Here is a 25,303-nt window from a genome sequence, read left to right on the forward strand (position 1 = left end):
TATCTGCAACCTCAAAGCTGTACTTTGAGCAGCTTACGGCTAGTTTACTCTTTGATTTTCATTGAGTATGAAACTAAATTTCAAACACATAGTCCTTTTATTATACTGCAAGAAGATATAGTTTTCAATTATAGTTTTTCTCTAACTAGCTATAGTCTATTTTTATATCCTAATGTAGAGAAAACAGCCCTAGGGACTGTTTTTCATTAATAATGCATAAGAACCTTGTAATCGTAGTCCCCGATTTTTTCACGGCCGTTCAATTCATCCAATTCAACAAGGAAGGCACAACCTGCTACAATACCACCAAGTTTTTCAATCATCTCGATAGTTGCCTTAACAGTTCCACCTGTTGCCAAGAGGTCATCTACAATAAGAACGCGTTGACCTGGTTTGATTGCATCCGCATGCATAGTCAAGGTATCAACACCGTACTCTTTTTCATAGTCAGCAGAAATGACTTCACGTGGCAATTTACCTGGTTTACGAACAGGTGCAAAACCAATTCCCAACTCAAAGGCAACTGGACAGCCCACAATAAATCCACGAGCCTCAGGCCCTACAACCATGTCAATTTTCTTGTCAGTAGCATACTGAACAATTTCACGAACAGCGTAGCTATAAGCATTTCCATCAGCCATCAAAGGACTAATATCACGGAAGGTGATACCTTCTTTTGGATAATTTTCAATTGTTGCAATGTAATCTTTTAAATTCATATTTTTCTTTCTTTCAAAGTTTTTACTCTCTATTATAGCATATTTTCCAGTAAAGAAGAAAGGGAAAACAATATTTCATTTGCTAGTCACCCTATAAGTCAAATAAGACGACCATTTTTATTCAAGGCACGTCACAAGATAGATACATAATATGACTTCCCTAGCAAAAAGGAGAGAAGCATTTTGTTTCTCTCCCTAGACTAACTGATATCTCTCCACTACAATCGATAAAGAGATATCTTTTCTTGTACTGCTTTGAATTTTATTTATTTTAATAGACTGTTTTTTCAGTTTCTACATCGAAGAAGTGTGCTTTGTTCAAGTCAAATCCAAGTTCAACTGTTGCACCTGTTTGCAAGTAATCACGAGCATCAACTTTAGCAACAAATTCGTCTTTACCAACTTGGCAGTATAGGTGAGATTCTGAACCAAGCAGTTCTGATACAGAGATAGTCGCTTTTACAACACAGTCTGGGAATGTTTCAAGGAAAGCAGGTTCTGCATTCACATCTTCTGGACGGATACCGAAAATCAACTCTTTACCTTCGTAGCCTTTTTCGCGAAGAACTTTCAATGCTCCTTCTGGAACTTTCAAACGGAAACCATCAGAAATAATTTCGCTACCAACTAATTTCACATTGATGAAGTTCATTGCTGGGCTTCCGATGAATCCTGCAACGAATTTGTTAACTGGGTTTTTGTAAACTTCTTGAGGAGTACCGATTTGCTCAACACGTCCGATAGTACCTGTACCAGCAGGGTTCTTAGTTGCTGACATGATAACGATACGGTCTGCAAGTGTCATCGCTTCTGTTTGGTCGTGAGTTACGTAGATAGTTGTAGCTCCGATACGACGGTGGATTTTCGCAATTTCAGCACGCATTGATACACGAAGTTTTGCATCCAAGTTTGACAAAGGTTCGTCCATCAAGAATACTTTTGCATCACGGACGATGGCACGACCCATGGCAACACGTTGACGTTGACCACCTGAAAGGTCAGCTGGTTTACGTTCCAAGAATTCTTTCAATCCAAGGATTTCAGCTGCTTCTTGCACACGTTTGTCGATGTCTTCTTTGCTGTATTTACGCAATTTCAAACCGAAAGCCATGTTATCGTATACAGTCATGTGTGGGTAAAGAGCGTAGTTTTGGAATACCATGGCGATGTCACGGTCTTTTGGAGCTACGTCGTTGACAACCACGCCATCGATAGATGCAGTACCTTCTGTGATGTCTTCAAGACCAGCAATCATACGAAGGGTTGTTGATTTACCACATCCTGAAGGACCTACGAAAACGATAAATTCTTTATCTTTGATATTCAAGTTGAAATCTTCAACTGAATAGTGTTCGCTGTTTGGATATTTTTTGTAAATATTTTTAAGATTCAATTCTACCATGAGGTGAACTCCTTTTGTTTTTGATAATTATATTATAGATGAAAACGTTTTACATTTCTATGGCAAGGTGACCAAAAAAACAAAAAAATTCTGTGCAACTTGCACAAAACTTTAGAGAATATCGGAGAATTTGAAGAAGATAATCTTTATTATTCTTCTATACAAAAGCAGAAACAAGGATCAGCTTTCCCATATTTTCGCTGATTCTCCACTACATTTGACTGGATTCTAATTTTTTAGAGAAATACAAAAGAGCTAGCCTAAGCTAACTCTTATCCTATGCGGAGAGAGGGACTTGAACCCTCACGACCTAAAGCGGTCACAGGATCCTTAGTCCTGCGCGTCTGCCAATTCCGCCATCCCCGCGTCGATTACTTTACTAGTATATCAACTTTTGGGATGCTTGTCAACACTTTTTTTCAATTTTTTTCATTTCATCAACCAAATTACTCTAAAATTTCATTTAGATTTTCATCTACTAACTTAGCTCCAAGTGTATTTTTGAAATGACCTAGGGCAAATTGATGATTTTCAGGCCAGATGGAAGCAACAGCTGGTTGAACAATCTCGATGTCATAACCTAGATTATAGGCATCAATAGCTGTATGCAGGACACAGATATCCGTCAAGACACCTGTTAAGATAACTGTAGAAATGCGACGCTCTCTCAAACGAATATCTAGGTCAGTCCCTGAAAAAGCTGAGTAATGGCGTTTATCCATCCAAAAGACACGACTGTCTGAACCATGCTCTTGATAAAAGATCCCCAAGTCTCCGTATAAATTGCGTCCACTAGTCCCAATCAGATTATGAGGAGGAAATAGTTTACTTTCTGGATGAAAACAATCGTTTTCTTCATGAGCATCAATAGTAAAGAAGATATAATCTCCCCGTTCAAAAGCTAATCGAGTCACCTTGCTAATGGCATCCGAAATAGCCTGAGCTGGAGCCCCTGCTGTCAATTTACCACTATCAGCAACAAAATCTTCTGTATAATCAATCGAAATTAAAGCTTTAGTCATTAGTAATCTCTTTTCTTCACTTCTTCAAAAATATCTGAAATCAAGACCTTAAGGTAGGTTCCCTTCATTCCAAGTGAGCGACTTTCAATAATTCCCGCAGATTCAAGTTTACGAAGGGCATTGACAATCACAGAGCGGGTAATTCCGATACGGTCTGCAATCACTGATGCAGTCAACTGCCCTTCATTTCCATTTAATTCCCCTAAAATTGCTGAAACAGCACGGAGTTCGGAGTAAGAAAGGGTATTAACCGCCATGGTGACAGCAGTACGGCGACGGATATTTTTCTCATCTTCTTCACGCTGGAAGTTAAGAAGCTGAATCCCAACAACGGTACTGGCAATCTCAACAAGAATCAAGTCCTCATCTTCGAATTTTTTATCATTGCGCCAAATAATCAAAGAACCAAGGCGAATCCCCGATACATGAATCGGTGCAATAGTCGTCAAGCCATCTGGAAAATCTTCTCTACTCTCAACAGGGAAAATACTCATATCATGCTCAACAGGCAAATTTGCTTCTGTTTCGTAAATCATATTAGCCCCTTGAACGTAGTCATCTGGGAAAATCTTAGTTTGGAAGAATTGCTCTACGCGATCTGTATTTGTTTTATAACGCATAAAATAGCCAAGCAGACGTCCCTTACTATTGATAATGCAGGCATTGCAATGAATAATATCCGCTAACTGACGCGTAATAGCGTTGTAAGGAAGCTCATCCTGAAACTGCTCCTCTGAGCGCTTCAAAATTGATGTAATCTTTCTTGTTTTTTCTAATAAATGTGCCATTTTTCACCTCGAATTTAATCGCTATCATTATAACATAAACAGATTGAATTTTCAATTATTATCTGAAAATTGCTTATTTAATTGCAATTTAGACTAGCTGAAATATTTTAGAAAATTATGTTTTCTTATTGACAACCTAATTTATATTTGATATTATATCATTATAAAAAGGTAGGTTGATAATACCTTTCCATTTCACCTATCCTTTGCTATCACCATCTTCTTTCACCCTTGGTCTCCTTATATAAAAAAGCGATTCATTTTGAACCGCTTTTTCTTATTTATCTCCCTTGTTACGAATAACAAAGCCTGTTTGCTTTTCACTTGAAGTATTGCGTGGTTTTTTATTATCCTTACGGTAACGTCTGTCTTTATCAAAACGATCATTGCCACGACTTCCTTTTTTGAAATCATCCCGACGACCATTACCACGGCGATCACGGTCTCGACGATCACGGTCTCGACGGTCATCTCCACGACGACCTCCCTTAGCTTTACCACCGAAGCCATTACCTGATGGTTTAAATGGCAGTGGTTTTTCACGCGCAATCTCCACTTCTGGAAGGCTATCCGGATCTTGAACAGTCAGACTCAAGATATACATTGCCAATTCTTCTGGAGTAAATTCGGCAGCTAGCTTACGAGCATCCTTACCAAATTTCTCAAAGTTAGCACGGATAGTCTCATCTGCAAAATCACGTTCGATTTTCTTGAGAGCTACCTGTTTTTTAGCTTGGAAGGCTTCTTCTGCACTTGCAGGTTTGAGACCTTTCATGCGTTTCTTGGTCAAGTTTTCAATGATTTGGAGGTAGCCCATTTCATTTGGTGATACGAAAGTAATAGACTGACCTGACTTACCGGCACGACCTGTACGACCGATACGGTGAACATAACTTTCAGGATCTTGTGGAATATCGTAGTTATAGACATGGGTCACACCTGAAATATCCAAACCACGCGCTGCAACGTCCGTCGCAACTAGAACATCCAGATTTCCATTTTTAAAGTCACGAAGGACACGAAGACGTTTGTTTTGGTCTAGGTCTCCATGAATTCCTTCTGCACGGAAGCCACGGATTTTCAAACCACGAGTCAATTCATCCACACGACGTTTGGTACGACCAAATACGATAGCAAGCTCAGGTTGCTCCACATCCATGAGACGTGTCATAGTATCAAATTTTTCTTGTTCCTTAACTCGGATATAGTATTGATCAACCAATTCTGTTGTCAATTCCTTAGCAGCAATCTTCACATGCTCAGGTTCTTTCATAAACTGAACACCGATACGTTTGATGGCATCTGGCATAGTTGCTGAGAAAAGAAGAGTTTGTCGATTTTCAGGGACACGGGAGATGATAGCTTCAATGTCTTCAAGGAAGCCCATGTTGAGCATTTCATCCGCTTCGTCAAGGATAAGCGTTTCAATATCTTGTAATTTCAAGGCCTTGCGTTTGATCAAGTCTAAGAGGCGACCAGGTGTTCCCACCACGATATGGGCACCAGATTTAAGAGCCTTAATTTGTTTTTCAATGCTTGATCCGCCGTATACTGAGCGGACTTTGACTCCCTTGCTACGACCAAAACGGAACAATTCCTCTTGACTTTGGACAGCGAGTTCACGAGTTGGAGCGATCACCAAGGCTTGGATAGTCGCTTCTTCTGTACGGATTTTTTCAAGGGTAGGCAAGCCAAAGGCTGCAGTTTTTCCTGTACCAGTCTGAGCTTGACCGATAACGTCCTTGCCTTCAAGGGCCAAGGGAATGGTTTGTTCTTGGATCGGACTGGCTTCTACAAAACCAGCTTTTTCAATCTCTGCTAGCAAATCAGCAGACAAGTTTAATTCATTAAATTTCACGTTGTTCTTCTTTCTAAAGGTGGTGCGAAGCCACCCCATAGGGCTTAGTGTATACTTTTCTTTTTATGACGTATTTTCATATACTGGATATAAAATCGTGTTGCTTCTTTTCCACAAAAGAAAAGTACTGTTTTCTTTGCAACCTATCTAGTATAACACAAGACCAGAGCAAAAGATAGCCCAATTTCTCTAGAAAATCATGTAAGCGGTTTTTGGCTTTCCTTTTTGATTGAACGACCTAGATAATAAGACAAAGCCAAGGCGATACTATATAAAATGATAAAAACGAACAAGGTTTGTGTGTAAGAATGAGCCATTTTATAAGTCTCTGCTAATAAAATAGGTCCCGCTAAACCAGCCATTGCCCAAGCCGTTAAAATATAACCATGCAGAGCGGCCAATTCCTTGGTTCCAAAAATATCACTGAGATAAGCTGGAATCAAAGAAAAACCAGCTCCATAGCAAGTCATCAAAATAGACATAGCGACTACAAATAAAACGGAATCTGTAAAGAGCCAAAGTGAGAGAGAAAAGAAAAGATTGACAAGCAGTAATATACTAAAGGTTAGAGGGCGACCGATATAGTCAGACAAACTCGCCCAAAGCAAGCGACCAAATCCATTGAAAATCCCCAAAACGCCCACCATTACTGCTGCATGACTTGTAGACAAGCCAGCCATCTCCTGTGCCATTGGCGATGCCGCTGAAATTAAGCCTAAACCACAAGCTATGTTGATAAAGAAAATAATCCAAAGTATATAAAACCGATTGCTTTTTAGAGCCTGATTTGCAGTCATCCCTTGCGTCAAAGAGGCTGTTTTTTCTTTCCCTGAAACAGATAAAATTGCAAGTTCTTGCTCATTTGGACGCTTAATGAATTGTGAAGCTAGGAGCATGATAATAAAGTAACTTGCACCTAAAATATAAAAAGTTTCTACAAGCCCTACCCCTGCGATGAGATGTTGCGCTATGGGACTAGTCAATAAAGAAGCAAAACCAAACCCCATAATCGCTAAACCTGTTGCGAGACCACGTTTATCAGGAAACCATTTTATAATCGTTGACACAGGGGTAATGTATCCTGCTCCCAAACCAAGCCCACCTAAAATTCCATAAGCGAGATACAACAACCACAGCTCCTGACGGTCTATTGCAAATCCTGTTAAGATATTTCCACCTGCGTATAGAAAAGCAGATAGACTCCCCATGACTCTCGGACCAAATTTTTCTACCAAACGCCCCATAAATGCAGCCGATAAGCCTAAACAAAAGATTGCTAGACTAAAGGCAAAGGCAACAGAAGCCTGATCCCATCCCGTTTTTTCAATAATAGGGTTACGATAAACACTCCAAGCATAAGTCGAACCCAGCATTAAGTGTAAAATGACCCCAGCAAAGGCAATAATATAGCGATTCGATTTCATAAAACCTCCTATTTTCGAACATTTATTCTATCTTATATAAAAATAGATAGGATTTTAGTTTATCAAGCTTGTCAAAAAATTACTAGTTTTTTGTCTAGAAAGCGTTTTTATATTTTTCTGTCTTTTTCGTAGCAGAATTGTGCAAAAGTTTTTTTCTTGTGCTAGAATGAAATTCGAATAGGAGGAACTCTAAATGTTAACTTATGATTTAATCGTTATTGGATTTGGTAAGGCTGGTAAAACACTAGCTGGTAAATTGGCTTCAGCTGGCAAAAAAGTTGCCCTCGTTGAACGTAGCAAAGCTATGTATGGTGGAACTTGTATCAACATTGGTTGTATCCCAACTAAAACCTTGCTAGTTGCTGCTGAGAAGGGCTTGTCTTTTGAAGAAGTCATTGCTACCAAAAATACTATCACTGGTCGCCTCAACGGTAAAAACTATGCGACTGTTGCTGGTACAGGCGTGGATATCTTTGATGCGGAAGCTCACTTCCTTTCAAATAAAGTCATCGAAATCCAAGCTGGTGATGAAAAGAAAGAACTGACTGCTGAAACAATCGTCATCAACACTGGTGCTGTTTCAAACGTCTTGCCTATCCCTGGACTTGCTACAAGCAAGAACGTCTTTGACTCAACAGGTATCCAAAATTTGGACAAATTGCCTGAAAAACTTGGAGTCCTTGGTGGTGGAAATATCGGTCTTGAATTTGCTGGCCTTTACAACAAACTTGGAAGCAAGGTTACAGTCCTAGATGCCTTGGATACATTCCTACCTCGTGCAGAACCTTCCATCGCAGCTCTTGCTAAACAATACCTGGAAGAAGACGGTATTGAATTGCTTCAAAATATCCATACTACTGAAATTAAAAACGACGGTGACCAAGTGCTTATCGTAACTGAAGACGAAACTTACCGTTTCGATGCCCTTCTCTACGCAACTGGACGTAAACCAAATGTAGAACCACTTCAACTTGAAAATACAGATATTGAACTTACTGAACGTGGTGCTATTAAAGTAGACAAACATTGTCAAACAAACGTTCCTGGTGTCTTTGCAGTTGGGGATGTCAACGGTGGCCTTCAATTTACTTACATTTCACTTGATGACTTCCGTGTTGTCTACAGCTACCTTGCTGGAGATGGCAGCTACACACTTGAAGACCGTCTCAATGTACCAAACACCATGTTTATCACACCTGCACTTTCACAAGTTGGTTTGACTGAAAGCCAAGCAGCAGATTTGAAACTTCCATACGCTGTTAAGGAAATTCCTGTTGCAGCCATGCCTCGTGGTCACGTAAATGGAAACCTTCGCGGAGCTTTCAAAGCTGTTGTTAATACTGAAACCAAAGAAATTCTTGGAGCAAGCATCTTCTCAGAAGGTTCTCAAGAAATCATCAACATCATCACTGTTGCTATGGACAACAAGATTCCTTACACTTACTTCACAAAACAAATCTTCACTCACCCAACCTTGGCTGAGAACTTGAATGACTTGTTTGCGATTTAAGTTGAGATCACATCTTAACTGACAGCCCTCTGAGGGCTGTTTTCATTTCTGCGAAATCTCATACTCTTCGAAAATCAAATTCAAACCACGTCAGCTTCACCTTGCCGTACTCAAGTACAGCCTGCGGCTAGCTTCCTAGTTTGCTCTTTGATTTTCATTGAGTATCAAATCTGTCTTTTCCCTCTTTTGTGATATAATAGAAACATGAACTTAAAAACTACTTTGGGCCTTCTTGCTGGGTGTTCTTCCCACTTCGTTTTAAGCCGTCTTGGACGTGGAAGTACGCTCCCAGGGAAAGTCGCCCTTCAATTTGATAAAGATATTTTACAAAACCTAGCTAAGAACTACGAGATTGTCGTGGTCACTGGAACAAATGGAAAAACCCTGACAACTGCCCTCACTGTCGGCATTTTAAAAGAGGTTTATGGTCAAGTTCTAACCAACCCAAGCGGTGCCAACATGATTACAGGAATTGCAACAACCTTCCTAACAGCCAAATCTTCAAAAACTGGGAAAAATATTGCCGTCCTCGAAATTGACGAAGCCAGTCTATCTCGTATCTGTGACTATATCCAGCCTAGTCTTTTTGTCATTACTAATATCTTCCGTGATCAGATGGACCGTTTCGGTGAAATCTATACTACCTATAACATGATATTGGATGCCATTCGGAAAGTTCCAACTGCTACTGTTCTCCTTAACGGAGACAGCCCACTTTTCTACAAACCATCTTTCCCAAATCCTATACAGTATTTTGGTTTTGACTTGGAAAAAGGACCAGCCCAACTGGCTCACTACAATACCGAAGGGATTCTCTGTCCTGACTGCCAAAGCATCCTCAAATATGAGCATAATATCTATGCAAACTTGGGTGCCTATATCTGTGAAGGTTGTGGATGTAAACGTCCTGATCTCGACTATCGTTTGACAAAACTGGTTGAGTTGACCAACAATCGCTCTCGCTTTGTCATAGATGGCCAAGAATACGGTATCCAAATCGGCGGGCTCTATAATATCTATAACGCCCTAGCTGCTGTGGCCATCGCCCGTTTCCTCGGCGCAGATTCCCAACTCATCAAACAGGGATTTGACAAGAGCCGTGCTGTCTTTGGACGCCAAGAAACCTTTCATATCGGTGACAAGGAATGTACCCTTGTCTTGATTAAAAATCCAGTCGGTGCAACCCAAGCTATCGAAATGATCAAACTAGCACCTTATCCATTTAGCCTATCTGTCCTCCTTAATGCCAACTATGCAGATGGAATTGACACTAGCTGGATCTGGGATGCAGACTTTGAGCAAATCACTGACATGGACATTCCTGAAATCAACGCTGGCGGTGTTCGTCATTCTGAAATCGCTCGTCGCCTCCGAGTGACTGGCTATCCAGCTGAGAAAATCACTGAAACGAGTAATCTGGAGCAAGTTCTCAAGACCATTGAGAATCAAGACTGCAAGCATGCCTATATTCTGGCAACTTATACTGCCATGCTGGAATTTCGTGAACTGCTGGCTAGTCGTCAGATTGTTAGAAAGGAGATGAACTAATGGTTTATACTTCACTTTCCTCAAAAGATGGCAATTACCCCTATCAGCTCAACATTGCCCACCTCTACGGAAATCTCATGAATACCTACGGGGACAATGGAAACATCCTCATGCTCAAGTATGTTGCTGAAAAACTGGGAGCCCATGTGACCGTTGACATCGTTTCTCTCCATGATGATTTTGATGAAAATCACTACAACATCGCCTTTTTCGGAGGCGGTCAAGACTTTGAACAAAGTATCATTGCAGACGACCTACCTGCTAAAAAAGAGAGCATTGACAACTACATCAAAAACGACGGTGTGGTTCTCGCTATCTGCGGTGGTTTTCAACTATTGGGTCAATATTATGTTGAAGCTTCAGGCAAACGCATCGAAGGACTAGGGGTCATGGGCCACTACACTCTCAACCAGACCAATAACCGTTTTATCGGGGACATCAAGATTCACAATGAAGATTTCAATGAAACCTACTATGGATTTGAAAATCACCAGGGACGTACCTTCCTCTCTGATGACCAAAAACCACTGGGACAGGTTGTCTATGGAAATGGAAACAACGAAGAAAAGGTCGGCGAAGGGGTTCATTATAAGAATGTCTTTGGTTCCTACTTCCACGGGCCTATCCTCTCTCGTAATGCCAATCTGGCTTATCGCCTAGTCACTACAGCCCTCAAGAAGAAATATGGTCAGGACATCCAACTCCCTGCCTATGAAGATATTCTCAGCCAAGAAATCGCTGAAGAATACAGTGATGTCAAAAGCAAGGCTGACTTTTCTTAAACAAAGTGAAACTATATCAAAGAACTCCGTTATCTTGTCGGAGTTTTTTTGTCTTTTCTTTTACCCTTCTCCCTTGCATTTTCTCTCTTTTTTTGCCAAAATAGAGGGGTAGAAAGAAGGTAGCATATGTCTAAATTACAACAAATCGTAACATATCTTGAATCAGAAAAACTAGACGTCGCTGTCGTATCTGACCCCGTCACAATCAATTACCTCACTGGTTTTTACAGTGATCCCCATGAACGCCAAATGTTCCTCTTTGTCCTAGCGGATCAGGAACCTCTCCTCTTTGTCCCAGCTCTTGAAGTAGAACGTGCAAGTAGCACCGTTTCCTTCCCAGTAGTGGGCTATGTCGATTCTGAAAATCCATGGCAAAAAATCAAACATGCTCTTCCACAACTTGACTTCAAACGTGTCGCTGTTGAGTTTGACAATCTCATCTTGACCAAATACCATGGTTTGAAAACAGTTTTTGAAACTGCTGAGTTTGAAAACCTCACTCCTCGTATCCAACGCATGCGCCTCATCAAATCAGCTGATGAAGTACAAAAAATGATGGTTGCAGGTCTTTATGCGGACAAGGCTGTTCATGTTGGTTTTGACAATATTTCTCTTGATAAGACTGAGACAGATATCATCGCACAAATTGACTTTGCCATGAAACGTGAAGGTTACGAAATGAGCTTTGATACCATGGTCTTGACTGGTGATAATGCTGCGAATCCACACGGCATTCCAGCAGCTAATAAGGTTGAAAATGATGCTCTTCTCCTCTTTGACCTGGGTGTTCTGGTCAATGGCTATGCGTCAGATATGACTCGTACAGTCGCTGTCGGCAAACCAGACCAATTCAAGAAAGATATTTACAACTTGACTCTTGAAGCCCAACAAGCTGCTCTTGACTTTATCAAGCCAGGTGTGACTGCTCATGAAGTGGACCGCGCTGCCCGTGAGGTCATCGAAAAAGCTGGTTATGGTGAGTACTTCAACCACCGTCTCGGGCATGGTATCGGTATGGATGTCCATGAATTCCCATCTATCATGGAAGGAAACGACATGGTCATCGAAGAAGGCATGTGCTTCTCTGTTGAACCAGGTATCTATATCCCTGGTAAAGTCGGTGTTCGTATTGAAGACTGCGGTGTTGTTACCAAGGATGGCTTTGACCTCTTTACAAGTACCAGCAAAGACTTGCTTTATTTTGATTAAGATAGCAACAAACCCTAGTTAGACAAGAAGAATCACTTCTGTTTTATGACGTCCATTCTGAATGAAATTCTTCATTGTTCCCCTATGATTGGTTACAAGTCTCTCAATATTTTTAAGCCCCCATCCCTCTGTCTGACGTTCCTTTCGTATTACCAATTCATTCTCATCAAATGAATTCTCGATAGCAATAAAGAGTTTCTTCTGAAAATATCGTATTCCTAAGATCAAGACCCTATCTTCTTTATTACTCAAGCGCATACAGGCTTCAAGACTATTGTCCAACAAATTACCAAGTAAAACCGCTAAAATATCTGGATTGATTTCTAATCGTTGAGGTACAAAACAATCAATTTCCAATTGTATGTCCTCTACCTTATCCTGTAATTTTTGATTGAGTAAAAAGTTAATTGTTGTATTCTTGGAGTAACAGACAGTTTGGTTCTCTATACTATTTGTCATGCTTTGGAGATAAGACTTCGCTTGTTCAGGATCTTCTTTTAAAAGTGCAAGGAGGATTAAATGTTGATTTTTCAAATCGTGTTGAATCCTTTGAATCCTCCTATAATCTTTTTTAGATTGTTTCATTTCTCTCAGTTGAAAGGTCATCTGTTCCGTCTCTAGTATGCTTTGATAATACCTCTGTTGTTGCTGAGAAAGATATAGGGTGAAATAGAGAGAAGAGAACGTTAACACAATGAGGGCTAATACAGAAACAAAAGAAAGATAATCCTTCTCAAACACTTGCCCTTGAATCGCTGATACTGTAAAAGCAAAACAAATGGACAAAAATGGTACAATAAACTGGTATAACCAAGTCCCTTTAGAAACAGTATAAACTAACTTTTGATGTGCACGAAAAAGTTGTCGAAGAACCAGGGTCACTAGCAATGATAAAAGAAAAGCTACAGCGAGATAAAAAAGCATGGCTATTAGATTTTCTGAAATGACTGATAAAGGGGAAAATAGTTGCACTGCTTGATTGAGTATAGTACCAGCTAGTAAAGTTAGACTCATCTGACAAAAAATCCAAAACGAAGATTCTTGAACAGCATATCCAAAATAAAGACCTAAAAAATAATACTCTGCGATACTGAGAATAAGATTCCCTACTAAGAAAAGATTAGCTCCTGAAAATAATATCGTCAACAAGGCATGGAAAAATAAAAGGAGAGAAGTAAAGATACAAATTCTCCTAGACTTTTCTTTTTGGGACAGAGGTCTATAAAAGAAAATAATTCCCAAAAATAAATCAAACAGAATACTCACAATCCGCAAACTGACTAACATTAAAAATTCCTCTCACTCAGATAATAATAATACTTTTCTCTAAAAGACGTTTGAAATTTTCGGCTAATTGGAAGGTGATTTTCATCCATTCCATTTAAAATTGTGACTATTTGCGAATCAAACTCTGTCACATATCTAGGATTGATAATATAGGAAGAATGAATTTGAATAAAGTAATCAGGTAATTTCTCTAAAATATCTTTCGTTTTAAGCAAAGCTTTGTAAGTCTGATCTTTAGTGTAAATAAAGACAGCACGCTTATCCTTTTCAAAAAATACAATGTCATTTAAAGGCAGTGAATAATGCTGCTTTCCAAAAGTAAACGTAAATACAGCTTGCCCTAAATTCAAAAAACGTACCACTCTATCCAGAGTTTTATATAATTTTTTAGAAGTCACTGGTTTAAGTAAATAATCAAAAGTCTGCACTTCAAAAACCTGCTCCATATAATCTCGATAACTGGTAACAAAGATAATCGGGATAAAAGGGTTTACCTTACGGATTTTTTGTGCCATATCAATTCCTGTTATCTGTGGCATCTCGATATCCAAAAAAACACAACTGTACTTCTCTGTCAATTGTTCTAATAGTTTTTGGGGATTCGTATAAACACTCGTTTCTATTTTGATGTCCTTATAAGATAAGAGTAAGTTTTCTAGCTGACTACCATCCCTATTAGAATCATCACAAATCGCAATTTTTAACATCAAATTCCTCACTACAAGCATGATTTTGCCAATTATAACGTCAAATACGTCAATTATGACATGCTGATAAAAAAATCGTTAATTTATTATACAATATTCTTATCAAATATGAAAGGAGTTACAAAAATGAAAAATATTCAAGTGCGTAAAGTTATTGCTAAAACTGATATTAGCTGGGGTGTTTTCTAAATTTTGGGCACCTCTAAAAACTACCGGTTTTCTATGTTTAGTAACCAGAAAAGGTTGAAAAATTAGCATTTTAAAATTGAGTTTTTAGAGGAGTTCTTTTCTATTTATTCCTACTGTTGGAATTGAGTAGATAGGTTCACCATTTTCTTTCTACTTATTTCCATTTGTAATAGGAACTAGGAGTTGCAAGACGAGGATATATGATTTATAATCACCTCGTCTTCCTTTTTTAATAAAATAGTGAGGTTAAAATGAAATTCTATCATCCAAGAATAAAAGAAATATATCCTGTTTATAAACTTCATAAAAATTTATTTAGGATTGGGCTACAAATTGGTATAACCACAGAAATTAAGGATGATAATAATAAAATGTGGAATTTAGTCAATATTTTGGACGGACGTCCTTTTCAAGATATTCTCAATATCATGCTAACAAAATATGATGATTTAACTGAAGAAGACATCACAGGCGCTCTTGAACTCTTAGATAATGAGGGGGTTCTCGAAGAAGCGGGCGAAATTCAGGATATTAAAGAACGTTATCATTCAAATATATATTATTTCAGTCGCTATTTAAATAGCTTCCAAGATAGTATTGCAACACAGAAAAAAATTCATCAGTCTACTATCCTTTTACTAGGTCTTGGTGGTGGGGGTTCTAACATACTGACATTACTAGCAGGCTTGGGACCTAAAAAGATAAAAATAGTGGATTTTGACATTGTTGAGCAAAGTAATCTAGGAAGACAATTTCTATACAAGGAAGATGATATTGGCTTATCTAAAGTTCAAATTGCCCATAGAGAAGTTACAAAAATGAATTCCGATATTGAAGTAGAAACCCATAATATACGTATCACCTCTGTAAGTGACTTGATTCCTTTACTTGATGATGTTGATATTACGATATGTGTGATTGATGAACCTCAATATGATATTCAACGTATCGTAAATAAAGCAATCGTTACAAAAAATATTCCCTGTATATTTGGCGCCAGTCAAGTTAGTCGTGGTCGTGTCTATTCAGTTATCCCTTACCAAACAGGCTGTTTTGATTGTTTAAATATTTATTATACAAAAATTGACACTCTATTCCTTGAACAATTCCACGGTGTTCGTACGATTACAAAAACAATCCCTACAATAGCCTATGGTCCAGCAATATTTCAACTGACTTCTGCCATTGTTGATGAAACTATCCGATTATTAACTCAATATACGGAACCAATTAGCCTTAACCATCAATACGAAATCAATTATGAAAACGGAGCCTCATTCACACACGATTCTTGGGGACGCTATCTTGATGAATGTCCAACATGCGGCACAGGTAAAGAAGACGATTGGGAAATTTTTTCTAAGTACGGAGAATTAAAGTTATGACAACTGCAAAACTCGTAATTGATAATTTGACTAAATCTTTTGATGGTCAGCACTTAGCCAATAATCATATTTCCTTAGAAATATCACCAGCAAAAATCACGGCTTTTTTGGGACACAATGGAGCTGGAAAATCTACTCTATTGAATCAAATGATTGGTTTTACTAAACCTGACCAAGGAGATATTTTGTATGGTGATATTTCTTTTATATACAATCGTAAACAAGCACGCACCTTAATTAGTTATATGTCTCAACAATATGCCCCACTCGACAAATTAACCGTAGAACAAAATTTAGAAATACTTGGAAAAATGCGAGGATTGAGTTCCCAAGAACTAGAAAAAACAATCAGCCAGCTTCTCACTGATTTAGAAATTGAAGACTATCGTTACAAAAAAGGTAAGGATCTTTCGGGCGGTCTCAAAAGACTAACTTCCTTCGCTATGACACTAATCGGTAGCTCAGACATCATTCTTCTTGACGAACCAACAAATGATGTTGACCCCATTCGTCGTGAAAAGCAATGGCAATTATTGCAAAAGTTAGCTAGCAAGGGGCATACCATTATTATCGTTACTCATAATCTTCTGGAGGTTGAAAAATATGCAGATAATTACGCCCTCTTTAATAATGGTAGATTGCTCAAATCAGGAAAGGTTAAGCAAATCATCCATGACAAACTGTATCAGATAAGCTTTGATTTTAAGACTAAAAGTATATTAGACAAAATAGAAGATTATACAATTATCAATGGTGTTAGTTGTCAATTAGAGATTGAGGAAAGAAGTCTAGCTCCATTGATAGCACAACTGACAGAAGAACTTGGTCAAAAAACAATTTCCAATCTCTCTCTTCATCAAAAAACATTGACTATTTCTGACCTTTATAGAGAGGAGCTAACCAACTAATATGACTCAATTTTTTTACTTACTTCATTGGAACTACTTGCGCCAAAAAGAGCTTTTCATCCTTTTTACACTAGCACAGCTCCTCTTATCCATTTCTCTTCTTTTTGGCTACCCTCTAGTTATTGGCGATATCGATTCGACTACTGCCTACTATCTTTCGTCTGGTTCTGTTTTAATTGGAATTATCTCCATGGGTTGTACAATTTCCTCCCCTGTTATAGCAAATGATAAGTTGGAAGGGCATTTTGATTATATTCGTGCCTTACCCATCCCTAGGATATTCATTTCTCTCGCTGACTTGTGGATGTGGTTAATTGCCATTTTGCCGGGAGTTTTTATTTCTATTCTACTTGGGTATGTCCGTTTTTCTGTTCGTCTCCATCCATCTTTTCTTGGTGTTTTTATTGTGCTTCTGATTTGTCTTACTATGATTAGTCTGGGATTTGCTATAGCCTACACCTTTTCTCCAAATACAGTAACCCTTATGTCGCAGCTAATTCTTATGATTGGACTCATGTTCTCACCACTCATGTATCCTGCAGATCGACTACCTGAGTGGGTAAACCATCTTTACCGTGCCCTCCCTTTCGTCCCTTCCTCAAATCTTCTGCGAGCCAGCCTTTACGACTACGGAAATGTTTCTCTATTGGACATGAGTATTCTCATTCTTTGGATTATGTCAACACAGTTAATTATTTTAAGAACTCTTCATAAAGAAAAATGATTGCTCCTAAAGCTTTTCTTATAGACTAAGCCAATAAAAAGAACCTTCATGACTATTCGAAAAGCTAAACAAGAAGATATTCCTAAATTACTCGATTTATTACAACAAATCCTTACGCTTCACCACCAAGCTCGACCAGATATTTTTAAGCAAACTGGGACTAAATATAGTTCCTCTGAGTTGCAAAATATTCTCTCTCAAGAACATACCCCTATTTTTGTTTTTGAAGATGAGAAGGGACAAGTTCTCGGACACCTATTTTGTACCATAAAAGATAAAACAGATAATCCTGTTCTCCAAGAAATCAAAACCCTTTTTATCAAAGATTTATGTGTAGATCAAAATGCTCGTGGTCAAAAAATTGGTGATCAACTCTATCAATTCGCTCTCAATTATGCTAAAGAAATTGGCTGCCATAATCTAACCCTAAGTGTCTGGAATGATAACGAGGGTGCTCTCCGCTTTTATCAAAGACAAGGGATGAAACCCCAAGAAACAACAATGGAAATGATAATTGATTAAGAAGTAATCTATAAAAAGATGTTAGAAAAAGTTCAATTTCACTAGAAAATGAGGAAAATCTTCCCACAATAAAACGCATAGTATCAAGCTTTTCAAACCTGATACTATGCGTTTTTCTTATTTGAAAGACTTTTGACTCAGCCTCTTTACTTAATCTTCTTGATACTTTGACTAAGGATAAATCCTACAATCATCCCTACCATATTTTGCATGAAATTTGGTAAAATTTCTGGTAGGGCTGCTGCCCAGCCATTCATCAATGTAGAACCCAAGGCGTAACCCCCTACCATGGCAATCGTTGCTAAGATAAGGCCTAACCACTGAGTTTTTCCTTTAAATCCTGCGAAAAATCCCTGCAAGCCATGGTTGACCAAGCTAAAGAACATCCACTGAGGATAGCCTGATAAGAGGTCAATCAAGAAACCTGCTAGTCCTCCGACTACAGCTCCTTCACGACTACCAAAGTAAAAGGCCGCAAAGAAAACACCCGCATCTAAAAGAGTTAGAATACCTGTCGGTGTTGGAATTTTTAAGAAATAGCCTAGAACCACAGAAAGGGCGGTTAAGAGGGATACAAGGGCGATTTTAGTTGTTTTGGTTTGCTTCATATTGTCTTACTCCATACTGATCTGCTTGTGCAATGGCACGGTAAACGAAAGCCTTTGAGCTTTCTACTGCTGGTAAAAGTTCATCACCTTTGACTAGATGACTGGCAATGCTGGAAGCAAAGGTACAACCTGCACCAGCATTTTGCCCTTGAATGACAGGATTTTCTAGAACTGTAAAGTTTTGTCCATCATAAAAGACATCCACAGCCTTGTCCTGACTAAGGCGATTGCCTCCCTTAATAATGACTGCTGGCGCTCCTAAATCATGCAATTTCTGCGCTGCAGTTTTCATGTCTTCCAAGGTTTTGATTTCTTGACCAGCTAATAATTCTGCTTCTGGGAGGTTAGGCGTAATCACACTGACATAAGGGAAAAAGCGAATCAACTCTTGGCAAAGTTCACTAACTGCTACGTCGTGCGTTTCCTTGCAGACCAAGACAGGGTCCAATACCACAGGCACTCCTGGGCGTTTCTTGATAAAGTCCAATGCCTTCTCAGCCACACTGACAGTAGGGAGAAGACCAATCTTAATTCCCCCAAACGCCACATCACGCAAGCTATCCAATTCATGTTGAAAAATGGTATCGTCAGTTGGAAAGACTTCAAATCCTTTTTCTGTCAAGGCTGTCAAACAAGTCACTGCTACAAAGCCATGCAAGCCGTTCAAAGTATAGGTAGCCAAATCAGCTGACAGGCCACCACCACTAAAAATATCATTTCCAGAAAGTGCTAAAATACGATTATTCTTCATAACGAATCTCCTTTAAATATAAACCATTTGGTGCTGCAGTGGGACCTGCAAGCTGCCTGTCCTTTTTCTCCAAGATGAGGTCAATCTGCTCTACTGGCATACGCTTGTTGCCGATTTTGAGCAGTGTCCCCACCATATTGCGAATCTGTTTATACAAGAAACCATTTCCTGAAAAGGTAAAAGTCAAAAACTGGCCTGTCTCATCAACCCTAAGACTGGCTTCTGTAATAGTGCGAACCTTATCCTCTACACTAGTCCCAGAGGCTGTAAAGCCAGTGAAATCATGGGTTCCTTCTAGCTTTTTGACGGCCTCCTGCATCCTCTCCACATCAAGTGGGTAAGGGAAGTGGGTGGCATAGTGACGGCGCATGGGATTTTTGGGACGTCCTCTATCCACAATAAACTCATAGGTCTTGCTATGCTTGGCATAACGGCAATGAAAATCATCTGCCACAAGCTCAATCGAAATCACATCAATATCTTCAGGAGACTGGGTATCCAAGGCAAAACGGAGTTTCTCCTCATCCATCTGATAAGGCAGGTCAAAATGAATGACCTGTCCCAGGGCATGAACCCCACTATCTGTCCTACCAGCACCGTGAACAGTAATGGCTTGCCCCTTATTTAATCTGGTCAAGGTTTTTTCAATTTCTTCCTGAACGCTACGCGCATGAGGCTGGCGCTGAAAGCCAGCAAAGGCATAACCATCATAGGAAATAGTTGCTTTATATCTCGTCATAACCTCTATTTTATCAAGAAATTAGTCTGTAAACAAGTACCTAACACAAATATTGTATGGGTATAAAAATCTCATACTCTTCGAAAATCTCTTCAAACCACGTCAGTTTCCATCTGCAACCTCAACACACTATTTTGAGCAACCTGCGGCTAGCTTTCTATAGTAGATTGAAATAAGATATGAACAACTCTATTAGGAAAGTCAAATTAATTTCTAGAAATGTTTTAGCAGCTACAGCGTACTATTCCAAACTCAATCAACTATAGTTTGCTCTTTGATTTTCATTGAGTATCAAAAGAAAAACTTAGGAAACCAATCCTAAGCTCTCTTTTGAAATAGGTACATGACAAAGATAGAGGTTACAATCAACCAACCTCCTAAGATGGCAAAGACCAGCATCCCATTGTGAGTTAGTAAGCCAATTGCACCTAGAACGAATGGGGTCGTAAAAGCTCCGAAACTACAGCCTAAAACTGCAAATGAAGTTGCTTGATTGAGGAGTTTAGCTGGAATTCGTTCAGAGACAAGTTGAAAGACCGTCGTCAAGACTACACTATAGGCAAATCCAGCCAGAACACTTCCTGCTACTACCACCCACAAGGATGGAGACAAGGCAATCACGATTTGCCCCAAGCCAAATGTAATACCAGACCAGAGGAGCAGTTTCTCTTTAAAGATAGAAATCAAGAAAGAAAAACTCACTCCAGCCACAATCCCGATTAACTGCATGAGACTAAGAACAAAACTAGATAACTGGGCATCCCCCAATCCTCTTTCCACCATCAAACTTGGAATACGGATGGTAATAGCTGTATTGGTACAAACTACAGCTGCCGCTTCGATAGCTAGGGTAAAAATCAAGCCTTTCATTTCTCGAGTTAAACGACTTGCTTCCTTCGCTCTTTTCTTGACTTCTTTCTTTGATTTTCCATAAGGGACAAAGAGCAGATAAAGAGGCAGCACCAAAAATCCAGCACTATAGGCTAGAAAGATAGCTGTCCAACCAAAGGCCAACAACTGACCGACGGCCAAGGTAATGAGAGAAGCTCCAACGACCTCTGCAGAAGCGCGTAGCCCTAACATCTGAATTCGCCTTTTTCCTTGATAGCGTTCACTGATAATAGAAATGGCCTTGGCATTGATCATCCCAACACCTAAACCAAAAAGAAGCCGTGTTCCAAAGACAAAGGGATAGGCTTGGTACCAGAAGGGAGCTGTACCGCTCAATGATAAAATCAGCAAGCCCAAACTAATCTGTAAGCGCTCAGGAAATATTTTTTCTAAGAAACCATTTAGCAGTAACATCATCATGATTCCAAAGGAAGGCAAGCTCACCAAGAGCTCAATTTGTTCCTTAGAATAACCCTGATAATAGTCAAACATGGCTGGTAGGGCACTCGAAATGGAAAAGGAGGTAATCAAAACGAGGGAGAGAGCCAAAATGCTGGCCCGTTCTAAAAATTGTTTCATGAAATCTCTTTCTATATTTTCTCTTAATCTTCTACTTTTTTGATAGTTATCAAAAAAGCAAGAAAAGAAGAAGCCTCATTGGTATACAGACTCCTTCTCAAACTCGAAAATGAATCCCTTGTGTCTTATACTCAATGAAAATNNGTTTTGAGGTTGTAGATAAGACTGACGAAGTCAGTAACCATATCTACGGCAAGGCGAAACTGACGTGGCTTGAAGAGATTTTCGAAGAGTATTAGAATGACTTTCTCTTGATTTGCTTGATAAAGTAGAAGATAAATCCTGCTACCATATAGGCAACAAAGATAATCAGACACCACTTGAATACGACATCCCAACCCTTGTTCACATTCAAAAAGAAGTAAGGGAAAGGATTATCCTTGGCATTTGGAATATTGAGTTTTAGAACCAAGCCATTAAAAAGAGCAAACATCATATACAGCAAGGGTAAAATGGTCCACACTGCTGGATCCCAAATCTTATATTGACCCTGTTTGTCAAAAAAGAGGGTATCCGCTAAAAACCAGATGGGAACGATATAGTGGCAAAGGAAATTTTCTAGGGTATAGAAATTAGTCGCAATGGGCGCTAAGAGGAAATGGTAAATCACACAGGTAATCATGATACTCATGGTGACCCCACCTTTTAAGCGCAAGAGACTTGGTCTTTGCCAGTTTTCACCTACACGGCTCATAACCTTTAAGAGATAGAGCGTAAAAATAGTTACTAACAGATTTGACAGAACCGTGTAATAGAGAAGCATCCCAAAACCACCATGCTTAGTAATTTCAAGATAAACTCCCGTAAAAGCCGCTAGAAACAAGAAGATACGGCTATAAAATACAAGTTTATAGTGCTTGGACATACTTAAATCTTCTTCACAAACTCTGATTTAAGTTTCATGGCACCGAAGCCATCAATCTTACAGTCAATATTGTGGTCACCTTCTACGATGCGGATATTTTTCACGCGCGTCCCTTGTTTCAAATCTTTTGGCGCACCTTTTACCTTCAAGTCCTTGATGAGAGTTACTGTATCACCGTCAGCCAATTTATTTCCATTGGCATCGATAGCAACAAGGCCCTCTTCTACATCTGCAACTTCAGCAGGATTCCACTCATAAGCACACTCTGGGCAAACCAGTAGGGCACCGTCTTCGTAGACATACTCTGAGTTGCATTTTGGGCAATTTGGTAGGTTGTTCATGGTTTCTCCTTATCATCATTCACTATTCTTTGAAAATCAAAATTTCTCGAACAGCAACTATTATACCCTAAAATCAGCATTTTGACAAATTTAGAAAAAAACCGATATCCATCTATCGGCTTTTCTACATTTACATTCTTTTTTCAGCTTCTGCTTTGATTTTTTCAACTACTTCTTGAATATTCAAACCAGTTGTATCAAGGTAGACAGCATCCTCTGCTTGTTTGAGAGGTGAAGTCTCACGATGACTATCCTTGTAGTCACGCGCAGCAATTTCCTTTTTTAGGGTTTCAAGGTCTGTTTCAATTCCCTTGGCAATATTTTCCTTGTAACGGCGCCCTGCTCTCTCATCAACAGAAGCTACTAGGAAAATTTTCAATTCTGCTTGTGGCAATACAACAGTTCCAATATCGCGACCATCCATGACAATCCCACCTTGCTGGGCAATTTCTTGTTGGAGAGAAACTAGTTTCTCACGCACTTCAGGAATTGCTGCAATAGCAGAAACATGATTGGTCACTTCATTTTCACGGATAGGATGGGTAATATCCACATCTCCTACAAAAACAAGCTGGTCTCCAGTTTCTGAACGTCCAAAGCTGATTGGATGCTGGTCCAACAAGGTTAGAAGGGCTCCGACTTCTTCAACTCCTAATTGGTTCTTAAGAGCCATATAGGTCGCTGCACGATACATAGCTCCTGTATCAAGGTAGGTGAATCCAAAATCCTTAGCAATAATCTTTGCGACCGTACTCTTACCGCTGGAAGCAGGACCATCAATAGCAATTTGAATTGTTTTCATATCGGCTCCTATTTTATTTTTATAACATCACCTGGATTAGCAAACCAAGATCCTGTAGCCATGTGCCCAGGATTCAAGGCCTCTAACTGAGCAATGGAGATTCCTGCACGAGCGGCAATAGCTGCTTCCCCTTCTCCTGCGAGAACTTTAATCGTTCCTTCAGGATTAGCAGCTTCTTCTGAACTACTAGAAGTAGATTCTGGCTCTGAACTCTGCTCAGGCTGAGAACTGCTTGAAGATGAGACTTGTACTACACTTGCATCAGAATCATGAAAGTCTTTTAAGGCTGCTGTGCGATTACTCCCCCCCGATGATAGATAGATGAGAACGATGACCATCACCACCACAATTACAAAGAAAATACTAGCTAGGATCGTCAAAATACGATTAGCCATCCTATCAGCCCCTCCGTGGTTTCGATGCCGACGCTCTGCTCTTGCTTCTTCTTGATCATAAATATCTTCTTGCCACGGTTCTTTTGCCATACCTTACTCCTTGTTTTTTTTTACTTTTCTTATTACAATATAAATATGAACATGAAAATCACACTTATACCTGAACGATGCATCGCCTGTGGGCTTTGCCAAACTTATTCTGACTTATTTGATTACCACGATAATGGAATCGTGCGTTTTTACGATAATCCTGACCAACTGGAAAAAGAAATTTCTCCTAGTCAGGATGTCTTAGAGGCTGTTAGAAACTGTCCGACACGTGCCTTGATTAAAAATCAACACTAATCTCTCATAGTAAATTGACAAGAACGTTTCACTCTTTCTAGTTTAGCATATTTCCATGTAAAATTATAGTCTTTTCACTTTATTTTTTTCTGTAAAATCAGGAAGATCACTTTTTTCTTTAACGAGATAAAGTGGTCTTTTTTTAGTCTCCAGATAAATCTTACTGCAACTTATAATCTAAATTCCTCAATGAGAATAGACTTCTACCATTCTATTTCCTTTACCCTTTTTACAAATTCATTCCACTCTCGTCTACAATCTTTAGATAGGCATATATCCGTATAATTGAACGATAAATCTTTAATATTCTTCCACCAATCAAAAGAATTTCCCGCTTCTTCTGTTTCTATTCTTTTGTTAACTACTTCAACAATTGTATTATCTATCTCTTCCTTGTCATCTAAACTTAGAAATCTCCATTCAATTCCATTTGTATAAATTACTTTTTTATACCATAAAAGGTCTCCAATAAGTTGTCCCATCTCTCCAGTTATATGTTCAAAACTGTTCGATATGGTTGATTTGATTTTTTCCTCTGTAATTAAACTATAATTTAAATTCTTAACTTCCACGCATCCTCGAAGTTCCTTCCATTCTTCAATTTTTATACTTTTCCTAGATTTGTTTTCATAAGTCTTATCTAAAATAACTATATCAGGAAAATTACTTAGACCATAATAAATTTGTCCCAAACCCCTTCTTTGTCTTCCGAAGACATATCTTTTTGATAAACTATCTTTTAAAGTTGGCTTAATTATATCAGCAACTAAAGGATACAGTTCAACCTCTACATAATTTTGTTTCTTTATTAGCCCGATTTCTTCAGTATAATCCTCTTTACTTAGCATAAAATAACCCTCCTGAATGTTTTATTTATTAAGTTATCGTCTTTGCAGTAAATTTATTCCACATAGTTCATTTATATCATGTCAAATCCCTAATTTTTTTAAAAATCACTCAAGTTCCAGACCAAAAGAATTATAATTACAAAAAAGTGACTGCG

26 protein-coding genes, 1 tRNA gene and 1 pseudogene are annotated in these 25,303 nt (G+C 38.9%); 9 read left to right on the plus strand and 19 right to left on the minus strand.

Translation table 11 applies throughout. From position 1 onward, the window contains the following. Positions 1 to 206: 206 nt before the first annotated feature. From HT699_RS02730 to HT699_RS02760, 7 genes are all read right to left on the minus strand, one after another. Entirely contained in the window at positions 207 to 719 is a 513-nt protein-coding gene (locus HT699_RS02730) for an adenine phosphoribosyltransferase (protein ID WP_023933925.1), read from the minus strand. A 271-nt stretch (positions 720 to 990) separates the two neighbouring features. Beyond that, positions 991 to 2,121, minus strand: a complete 1,131-nt coding sequence (gene ugpC / locus HT699_RS02735; RefSeq protein WP_000229957.1) for a sn-glycerol-3-phosphate ABC transporter ATP-binding protein UgpC — start codon at positions 2,119 to 2,121, stop codon at positions 991 to 993. 280 nt (positions 2,122 to 2,401) lie between these two features. Next, positions 2,402 to 2,487 (minus strand) — tRNA-Leu (locus HT699_RS02740). A gap of 80 nt (positions 2,488 to 2,567) precedes the next feature. Then, positions 2,568 to 3,143 (minus strand): isochorismatase family cysteine hydrolase, encoded by a 576-nt coding sequence (locus HT699_RS02745; RefSeq protein WP_000158719.1) that lies wholly within the window; start codon positions 3,141 to 3,143, stop codon positions 2,568 to 2,570. Further along, entirely contained in the window at positions 3,143 to 3,931 is a 789-nt protein-coding gene (gene codY / locus HT699_RS02750; protein WP_000940723.1) for a GTP-sensing pleiotropic transcriptional regulator CodY, read from the minus strand. The genes HT699_RS02745 and codY overlap by 1 nt, the downstream gene beginning before the upstream one ends. Positions 3,932 to 4,208: 277 nt before the next feature. Beyond that, positions 4,209 to 5,789, minus strand: coding sequence for a DEAD/DEAH box helicase (locus HT699_RS02755; RefSeq protein ID WP_000671122.1), 1,581 nt, complete (start codon positions 5,787 to 5,789; stop codon positions 4,209 to 4,211). Positions 5,790 to 5,986: 197 nt separating this feature from the next. Continuing rightward, positions 5,987 to 7,213 (minus strand): OFA family MFS transporter, encoded by a 1,227-nt coding sequence (locus HT699_RS02760; protein ID WP_000841590.1) that lies wholly within the window; start codon positions 7,211 to 7,213, stop codon positions 5,987 to 5,989. 193 nt (positions 7,214 to 7,406) lie between these two features. Here HT699_RS02760 and HT699_RS02765 point away from each other — a divergent pair, with 193 nt between their 5' ends. From HT699_RS02765 to HT699_RS02780, 4 genes are all read left to right on the plus strand, one after another. Then, entirely contained in the window at positions 7,407 to 8,723 is a 1,317-nt protein-coding gene (locus tag HT699_RS02765) for an FAD-containing oxidoreductase (protein WP_050222886.1), read from the plus strand. A gap of 204 nt (positions 8,724 to 8,927) precedes the next feature. Further along, positions 8,928 to 10,271, plus strand: coding sequence for a lipid II isoglutaminyl synthase subunit MurT (murT, locus tag HT699_RS02770; RefSeq protein WP_050261756.1), 1,344 nt, complete (start codon positions 8,928 to 8,930; stop codon positions 10,269 to 10,271). After that, positions 10,271 to 11,053, plus strand: coding sequence for a lipid II isoglutaminyl synthase subunit GatD (gene gatD, locus HT699_RS02775; protein WP_000263200.1), 783 nt, complete (start codon positions 10,271 to 10,273; stop codon positions 11,051 to 11,053). The genes murT and gatD overlap by 1 nt, the downstream gene beginning before the upstream one ends. A 126-nt stretch (positions 11,054 to 11,179) precedes the next feature. After that, positions 11,180 to 12,262 carry a Xaa-Pro peptidase family protein gene (locus HT699_RS02780; RefSeq protein WP_050201379.1) on the plus strand — a complete coding sequence of 361 codons (1,083 nt, stop codon included), beginning with the start codon at positions 11,180 to 11,182 and terminating at the stop codon, positions 12,260 to 12,262. A gap of 18 nt (positions 12,263 to 12,280) precedes the next feature. On the opposite strand, the gene HT699_RS02785 is transcribed toward HT699_RS02780, so the two are convergent. Beyond that, positions 12,281 to 13,549, minus strand: a complete 1,269-nt coding sequence (locus HT699_RS02785) for a GHKL domain-containing protein (RefSeq protein ID WP_000961370.1) — start codon at positions 13,547 to 13,549, stop codon at positions 12,281 to 12,283. Then, complete coding sequence (locus tag HT699_RS02790) at positions 13,549 to 14,256, minus strand: LytTR family DNA-binding domain-containing protein (RefSeq protein WP_000912214.1); 708 nt, start codon at positions 14,254 to 14,256, stop codon at positions 13,549 to 13,551. Before HT699_RS02790 ends, HT699_RS02785 begins: the two co-directional genes overlap by 1 nt. Before the next feature lie 440 nt (positions 14,257 to 14,696). Here HT699_RS02790 and HT699_RS02795 point away from each other — a divergent pair, with 440 nt between their 5' ends. The 4 genes from HT699_RS02795 to HT699_RS02810 are packed head-to-tail and all read left to right on the plus strand — an operon-like array spanning position 14,697 to position 17,984. Beyond that, a complete protein-coding gene (locus tag HT699_RS02795) occupies positions 14,697 to 15,830 on the plus strand; it encodes a ThiF family adenylyltransferase (RefSeq protein ID WP_023936973.1) in 1,134 nt (377 codons plus the stop codon). Further along, positions 15,827 to 16,738 (plus strand): ABC transporter ATP-binding protein, encoded by a 912-nt coding sequence (locus HT699_RS02800; protein ID WP_000205301.1) that lies wholly within the window; start codon positions 15,827 to 15,829, stop codon positions 16,736 to 16,738. The genes HT699_RS02795 and HT699_RS02800 overlap by 4 nt, the downstream gene beginning before the upstream one ends. Before the next feature lies 1 nt (position 16,739). Then, complete coding sequence (locus HT699_RS02805) at positions 16,740 to 17,462, plus strand: ABC transporter permease (RefSeq protein ID WP_000191422.1); 723 nt, start codon at positions 16,740 to 16,742, stop codon at positions 17,460 to 17,462. A 48-nt stretch (positions 17,463 to 17,510) separates the two neighbouring features. Continuing rightward, complete coding sequence (locus HT699_RS02810) at positions 17,511 to 17,984, plus strand: GNAT family N-acetyltransferase (protein ID WP_000155488.1); 474 nt, start codon at positions 17,511 to 17,513, stop codon at positions 17,982 to 17,984. 146 nt (positions 17,985 to 18,130) lie between these two features. Here HT699_RS02810 and HT699_RS02815 read toward each other — a convergent pair whose 3' ends face one another. From HT699_RS02815 to HT699_RS02850, 8 genes are all read right to left on the minus strand, one after another. Beyond that, entirely contained in the window at positions 18,131 to 18,592 is a 462-nt protein-coding gene (locus HT699_RS02815) for an ECF transporter S component (protein WP_000814970.1), read from the minus strand. After that, positions 18,570 to 19,343 (minus strand): bifunctional hydroxymethylpyrimidine kinase/phosphomethylpyrimidine kinase, encoded by a 774-nt coding sequence (locus HT699_RS02820; protein WP_000794755.1) that lies wholly within the window; start codon positions 19,341 to 19,343, stop codon positions 18,570 to 18,572. Before HT699_RS02820 ends, HT699_RS02815 begins: the two co-directional genes overlap by 23 nt. Next, on the minus strand, positions 19,333 to 20,082 hold the full coding sequence (gene truA / locus HT699_RS02825; RefSeq protein ID WP_050234238.1) for a tRNA pseudouridine(38-40) synthase TruA: 750 nt from the start codon (positions 20,080 to 20,082) through the stop codon (positions 19,333 to 19,335). Before truA ends, HT699_RS02820 begins: the two co-directional genes overlap by 11 nt. Before the next feature lie 318 nt (positions 20,083 to 20,400). After that, the gene (locus HT699_RS02830) at positions 20,401 to 21,552 is read right to left on the minus strand and encodes an MFS transporter (protein WP_138699599.1); all 1,152 of its coding nucleotides are present in this window, start codon (positions 21,550 to 21,552) and stop codon (positions 20,401 to 20,403) included. 235 nt (positions 21,553 to 21,787) lie between these two features. Then, positions 21,788 to 22,417 carry a Pr6Pr family membrane protein gene (locus tag HT699_RS02835; protein ID WP_000033949.1) on the minus strand — a complete coding sequence of 210 codons (630 nt, stop codon included), beginning with the start codon at positions 22,415 to 22,417 and terminating at the stop codon, positions 21,788 to 21,790. 2 nt (positions 22,418 to 22,419) lie between these two features. Next, on the minus strand, positions 22,420 to 22,758 hold the full coding sequence (locus HT699_RS02840) for a zinc ribbon domain-containing protein YjdM (protein ID WP_001061596.1): 339 nt from the start codon (positions 22,756 to 22,758) through the stop codon (positions 22,420 to 22,422). A gap of 130 nt (positions 22,759 to 22,888) precedes the next feature. Then, on the minus strand, positions 22,889 to 23,560 hold the full coding sequence (cmk, locus tag HT699_RS02845; protein ID WP_050207916.1) for a (d)CMP kinase: 672 nt from the start codon (positions 23,558 to 23,560) through the stop codon (positions 22,889 to 22,891). Positions 23,561 to 23,568: 8 nt separating this feature from the next. Further along, a complete protein-coding gene (locus HT699_RS02850) occupies positions 23,569 to 24,045 on the minus strand; it encodes an SAG1386/EF1546 family surface-associated protein (RefSeq protein WP_001040900.1) in 477 nt (158 codons plus the stop codon). A 51-nt stretch (positions 24,046 to 24,096) separates the two neighbouring features. On the opposite strand from HT699_RS02850, the gene HT699_RS02855 reads away from it, so the two are divergent. Further along, a complete protein-coding gene (locus HT699_RS02855) occupies positions 24,097 to 24,300 on the plus strand; it encodes a ferredoxin (protein WP_080564678.1) in 204 nt (67 codons plus the stop codon). Between the two features lie 63 nt (positions 24,301 to 24,363). On the opposite strand, the pseudogene HT699_RS02860 reads toward HT699_RS02855, so the two are convergent. Both HT699_RS02860 and HT699_RS02865 read right to left on the minus strand, forming a co-directional pair. Then, positions 24,364 to 24,465: pseudogene (locus HT699_RS02860) on the minus strand (group 2 glycosyl transferase); the annotation flags it as partial. Positions 24,466 to 24,503: 38 nt separating this feature from the next. Next, positions 24,504 to 25,148, minus strand: a complete 645-nt coding sequence (locus tag HT699_RS02865; protein WP_000949237.1) for a hypothetical protein — start codon at positions 25,146 to 25,148, stop codon at positions 24,504 to 24,506. Positions 25,149 to 25,303: the final 155 nt, after the last annotated feature.

Source organism: Streptococcus sp. 1055, assembly GCF_013276815.1.
Taxonomy (GTDB): Bacteria; Bacillota; Bacilli; order Lactobacillales; family Streptococcaceae; genus Streptococcus; species Streptococcus pseudopneumoniae.

Excerpts from the sequence above, each read along its gene's own strand:
- HT699_RS02840 (WP_001061596.1), bottom strand. The coding sequence starts at position 22,758 with ATGAACAACCTACCAAATTGCCCAAAATGCAACTCAGAGTATGTCTAC.
- ugpC (WP_000229957.1), bottom strand. The coding sequence starts at position 2,121 with ATGGTAGAATTGAATCTTAAAAATATTTACAAAAAATATCCAAACAGC.
- HT699_RS02820 (WP_000794755.1), bottom strand. The coding sequence starts at position 19,343 with ATGAAGAATAATCGTATTTTAGCACTTTCTGGAAATGATATTTTTAGT.
- HT699_RS02835 (WP_000033949.1), bottom strand. The coding sequence starts at position 22,417 with ATGTCCAAGCACTATAAACTTGTATTTTATAGCCGTATCTTCTTGTTT.
- HT699_RS02760 (WP_000841590.1), bottom strand. The coding sequence starts at position 7,213 with ATGAAATCGAATCGCTATATTATTGCCTTTGCTGGGGTCATTTTACAC.
- HT699_RS02850 (WP_001040900.1), bottom strand. The coding sequence starts at position 24,045 with ATGGCAAAAGAACCGTGGCAAGAAGATATTTATGATCAAGAAGAAGCA.
- HT699_RS02855 (WP_080564678.1), top strand. The coding sequence starts at position 24,097 with ATGAAAATCACACTTATACCTGAACGATGCATCGCCTGTGGGCTTTGC.
- HT699_RS02765 (WP_050222886.1), top strand. The coding sequence starts at position 7,407 with ATGTTAACTTATGATTTAATCGTTATTGGATTTGGTAAGGCTGGTAAA.
- HT699_RS02745 (WP_000158719.1), bottom strand. The coding sequence starts at position 3,143 with ATGACTAAAGCTTTAATTTCGATTGATTATACAGAAGATTTTGTTGCT.
- cmk (WP_050207916.1), bottom strand. The coding sequence starts at position 23,560 with ATGAAAACAATTCAAATTGCTATTGATGGTCCTGCTTCCAGCGGTAAG.
- murT (WP_050261756.1), top strand. The coding sequence starts at position 8,928 with ATGAACTTAAAAACTACTTTGGGCCTTCTTGCTGGGTGTTCTTCCCAC.
- HT699_RS02830 (WP_138699599.1), bottom strand. The coding sequence starts at position 21,552 with ATGAAACAATTTTTAGAACGGGCCAGCATTTTGGCTCTCTCCCTCGTT.
- HT699_RS02780 (WP_050201379.1), top strand. The coding sequence starts at position 11,180 with ATGTCTAAATTACAACAAATCGTAACATATCTTGAATCAGAAAAACTA.
- HT699_RS02865 (WP_000949237.1), bottom strand. The coding sequence starts at position 25,148 with ATGCTAAGTAAAGAGGATTATACTGAAGAAATCGGGCTAATAAAGAAA.
- gatD (WP_000263200.1), top strand. The coding sequence starts at position 10,271 with ATGGTTTATACTTCACTTTCCTCAAAAGATGGCAATTACCCCTATCAG.
- HT699_RS02815 (WP_000814970.1), bottom strand. The coding sequence starts at position 18,592 with ATGAAGCAAACCAAAACAACTAAAATCGCCCTTGTATCCCTCTTAACC.
- HT699_RS02795 (WP_023936973.1), top strand. The coding sequence starts at position 14,697 with ATGAAATTCTATCATCCAAGAATAAAAGAAATATATCCTGTTTATAAA.
- HT699_RS02785 (WP_000961370.1), bottom strand. The coding sequence starts at position 13,549 with ATGTTAGTCAGTTTGCGGATTGTGAGTATTCTGTTTGATTTATTTTTG.
- HT699_RS02800 (WP_000205301.1), top strand. The coding sequence starts at position 15,827 with ATGACAACTGCAAAACTCGTAATTGATAATTTGACTAAATCTTTTGAT.
- HT699_RS02805 (WP_000191422.1), top strand. The coding sequence starts at position 16,740 with ATGACTCAATTTTTTTACTTACTTCATTGGAACTACTTGCGCCAAAAA.
- HT699_RS02790 (WP_000912214.1), bottom strand. The coding sequence starts at position 14,256 with ATGTTAAAAATTGCGATTTGTGATGATTCTAATAGGGATGGTAGTCAG.
- codY (WP_000940723.1), bottom strand. The coding sequence starts at position 3,931 with ATGGCACATTTATTAGAAAAAACAAGAAAGATTACATCAATTTTGAAG.
- truA (WP_050234238.1), bottom strand. The coding sequence starts at position 20,082 with ATGACGAGATATAAAGCAACTATTTCCTATGATGGTTATGCCTTTGCT.
- HT699_RS02810 (WP_000155488.1), top strand. The coding sequence starts at position 17,511 with ATGACTATTCGAAAAGCTAAACAAGAAGATATTCCTAAATTACTCGAT.
- HT699_RS02730 (WP_023933925.1), bottom strand. The coding sequence starts at position 719 with ATGAATTTAAAAGATTACATTGCAACAATTGAAAATTATCCAAAAGAA.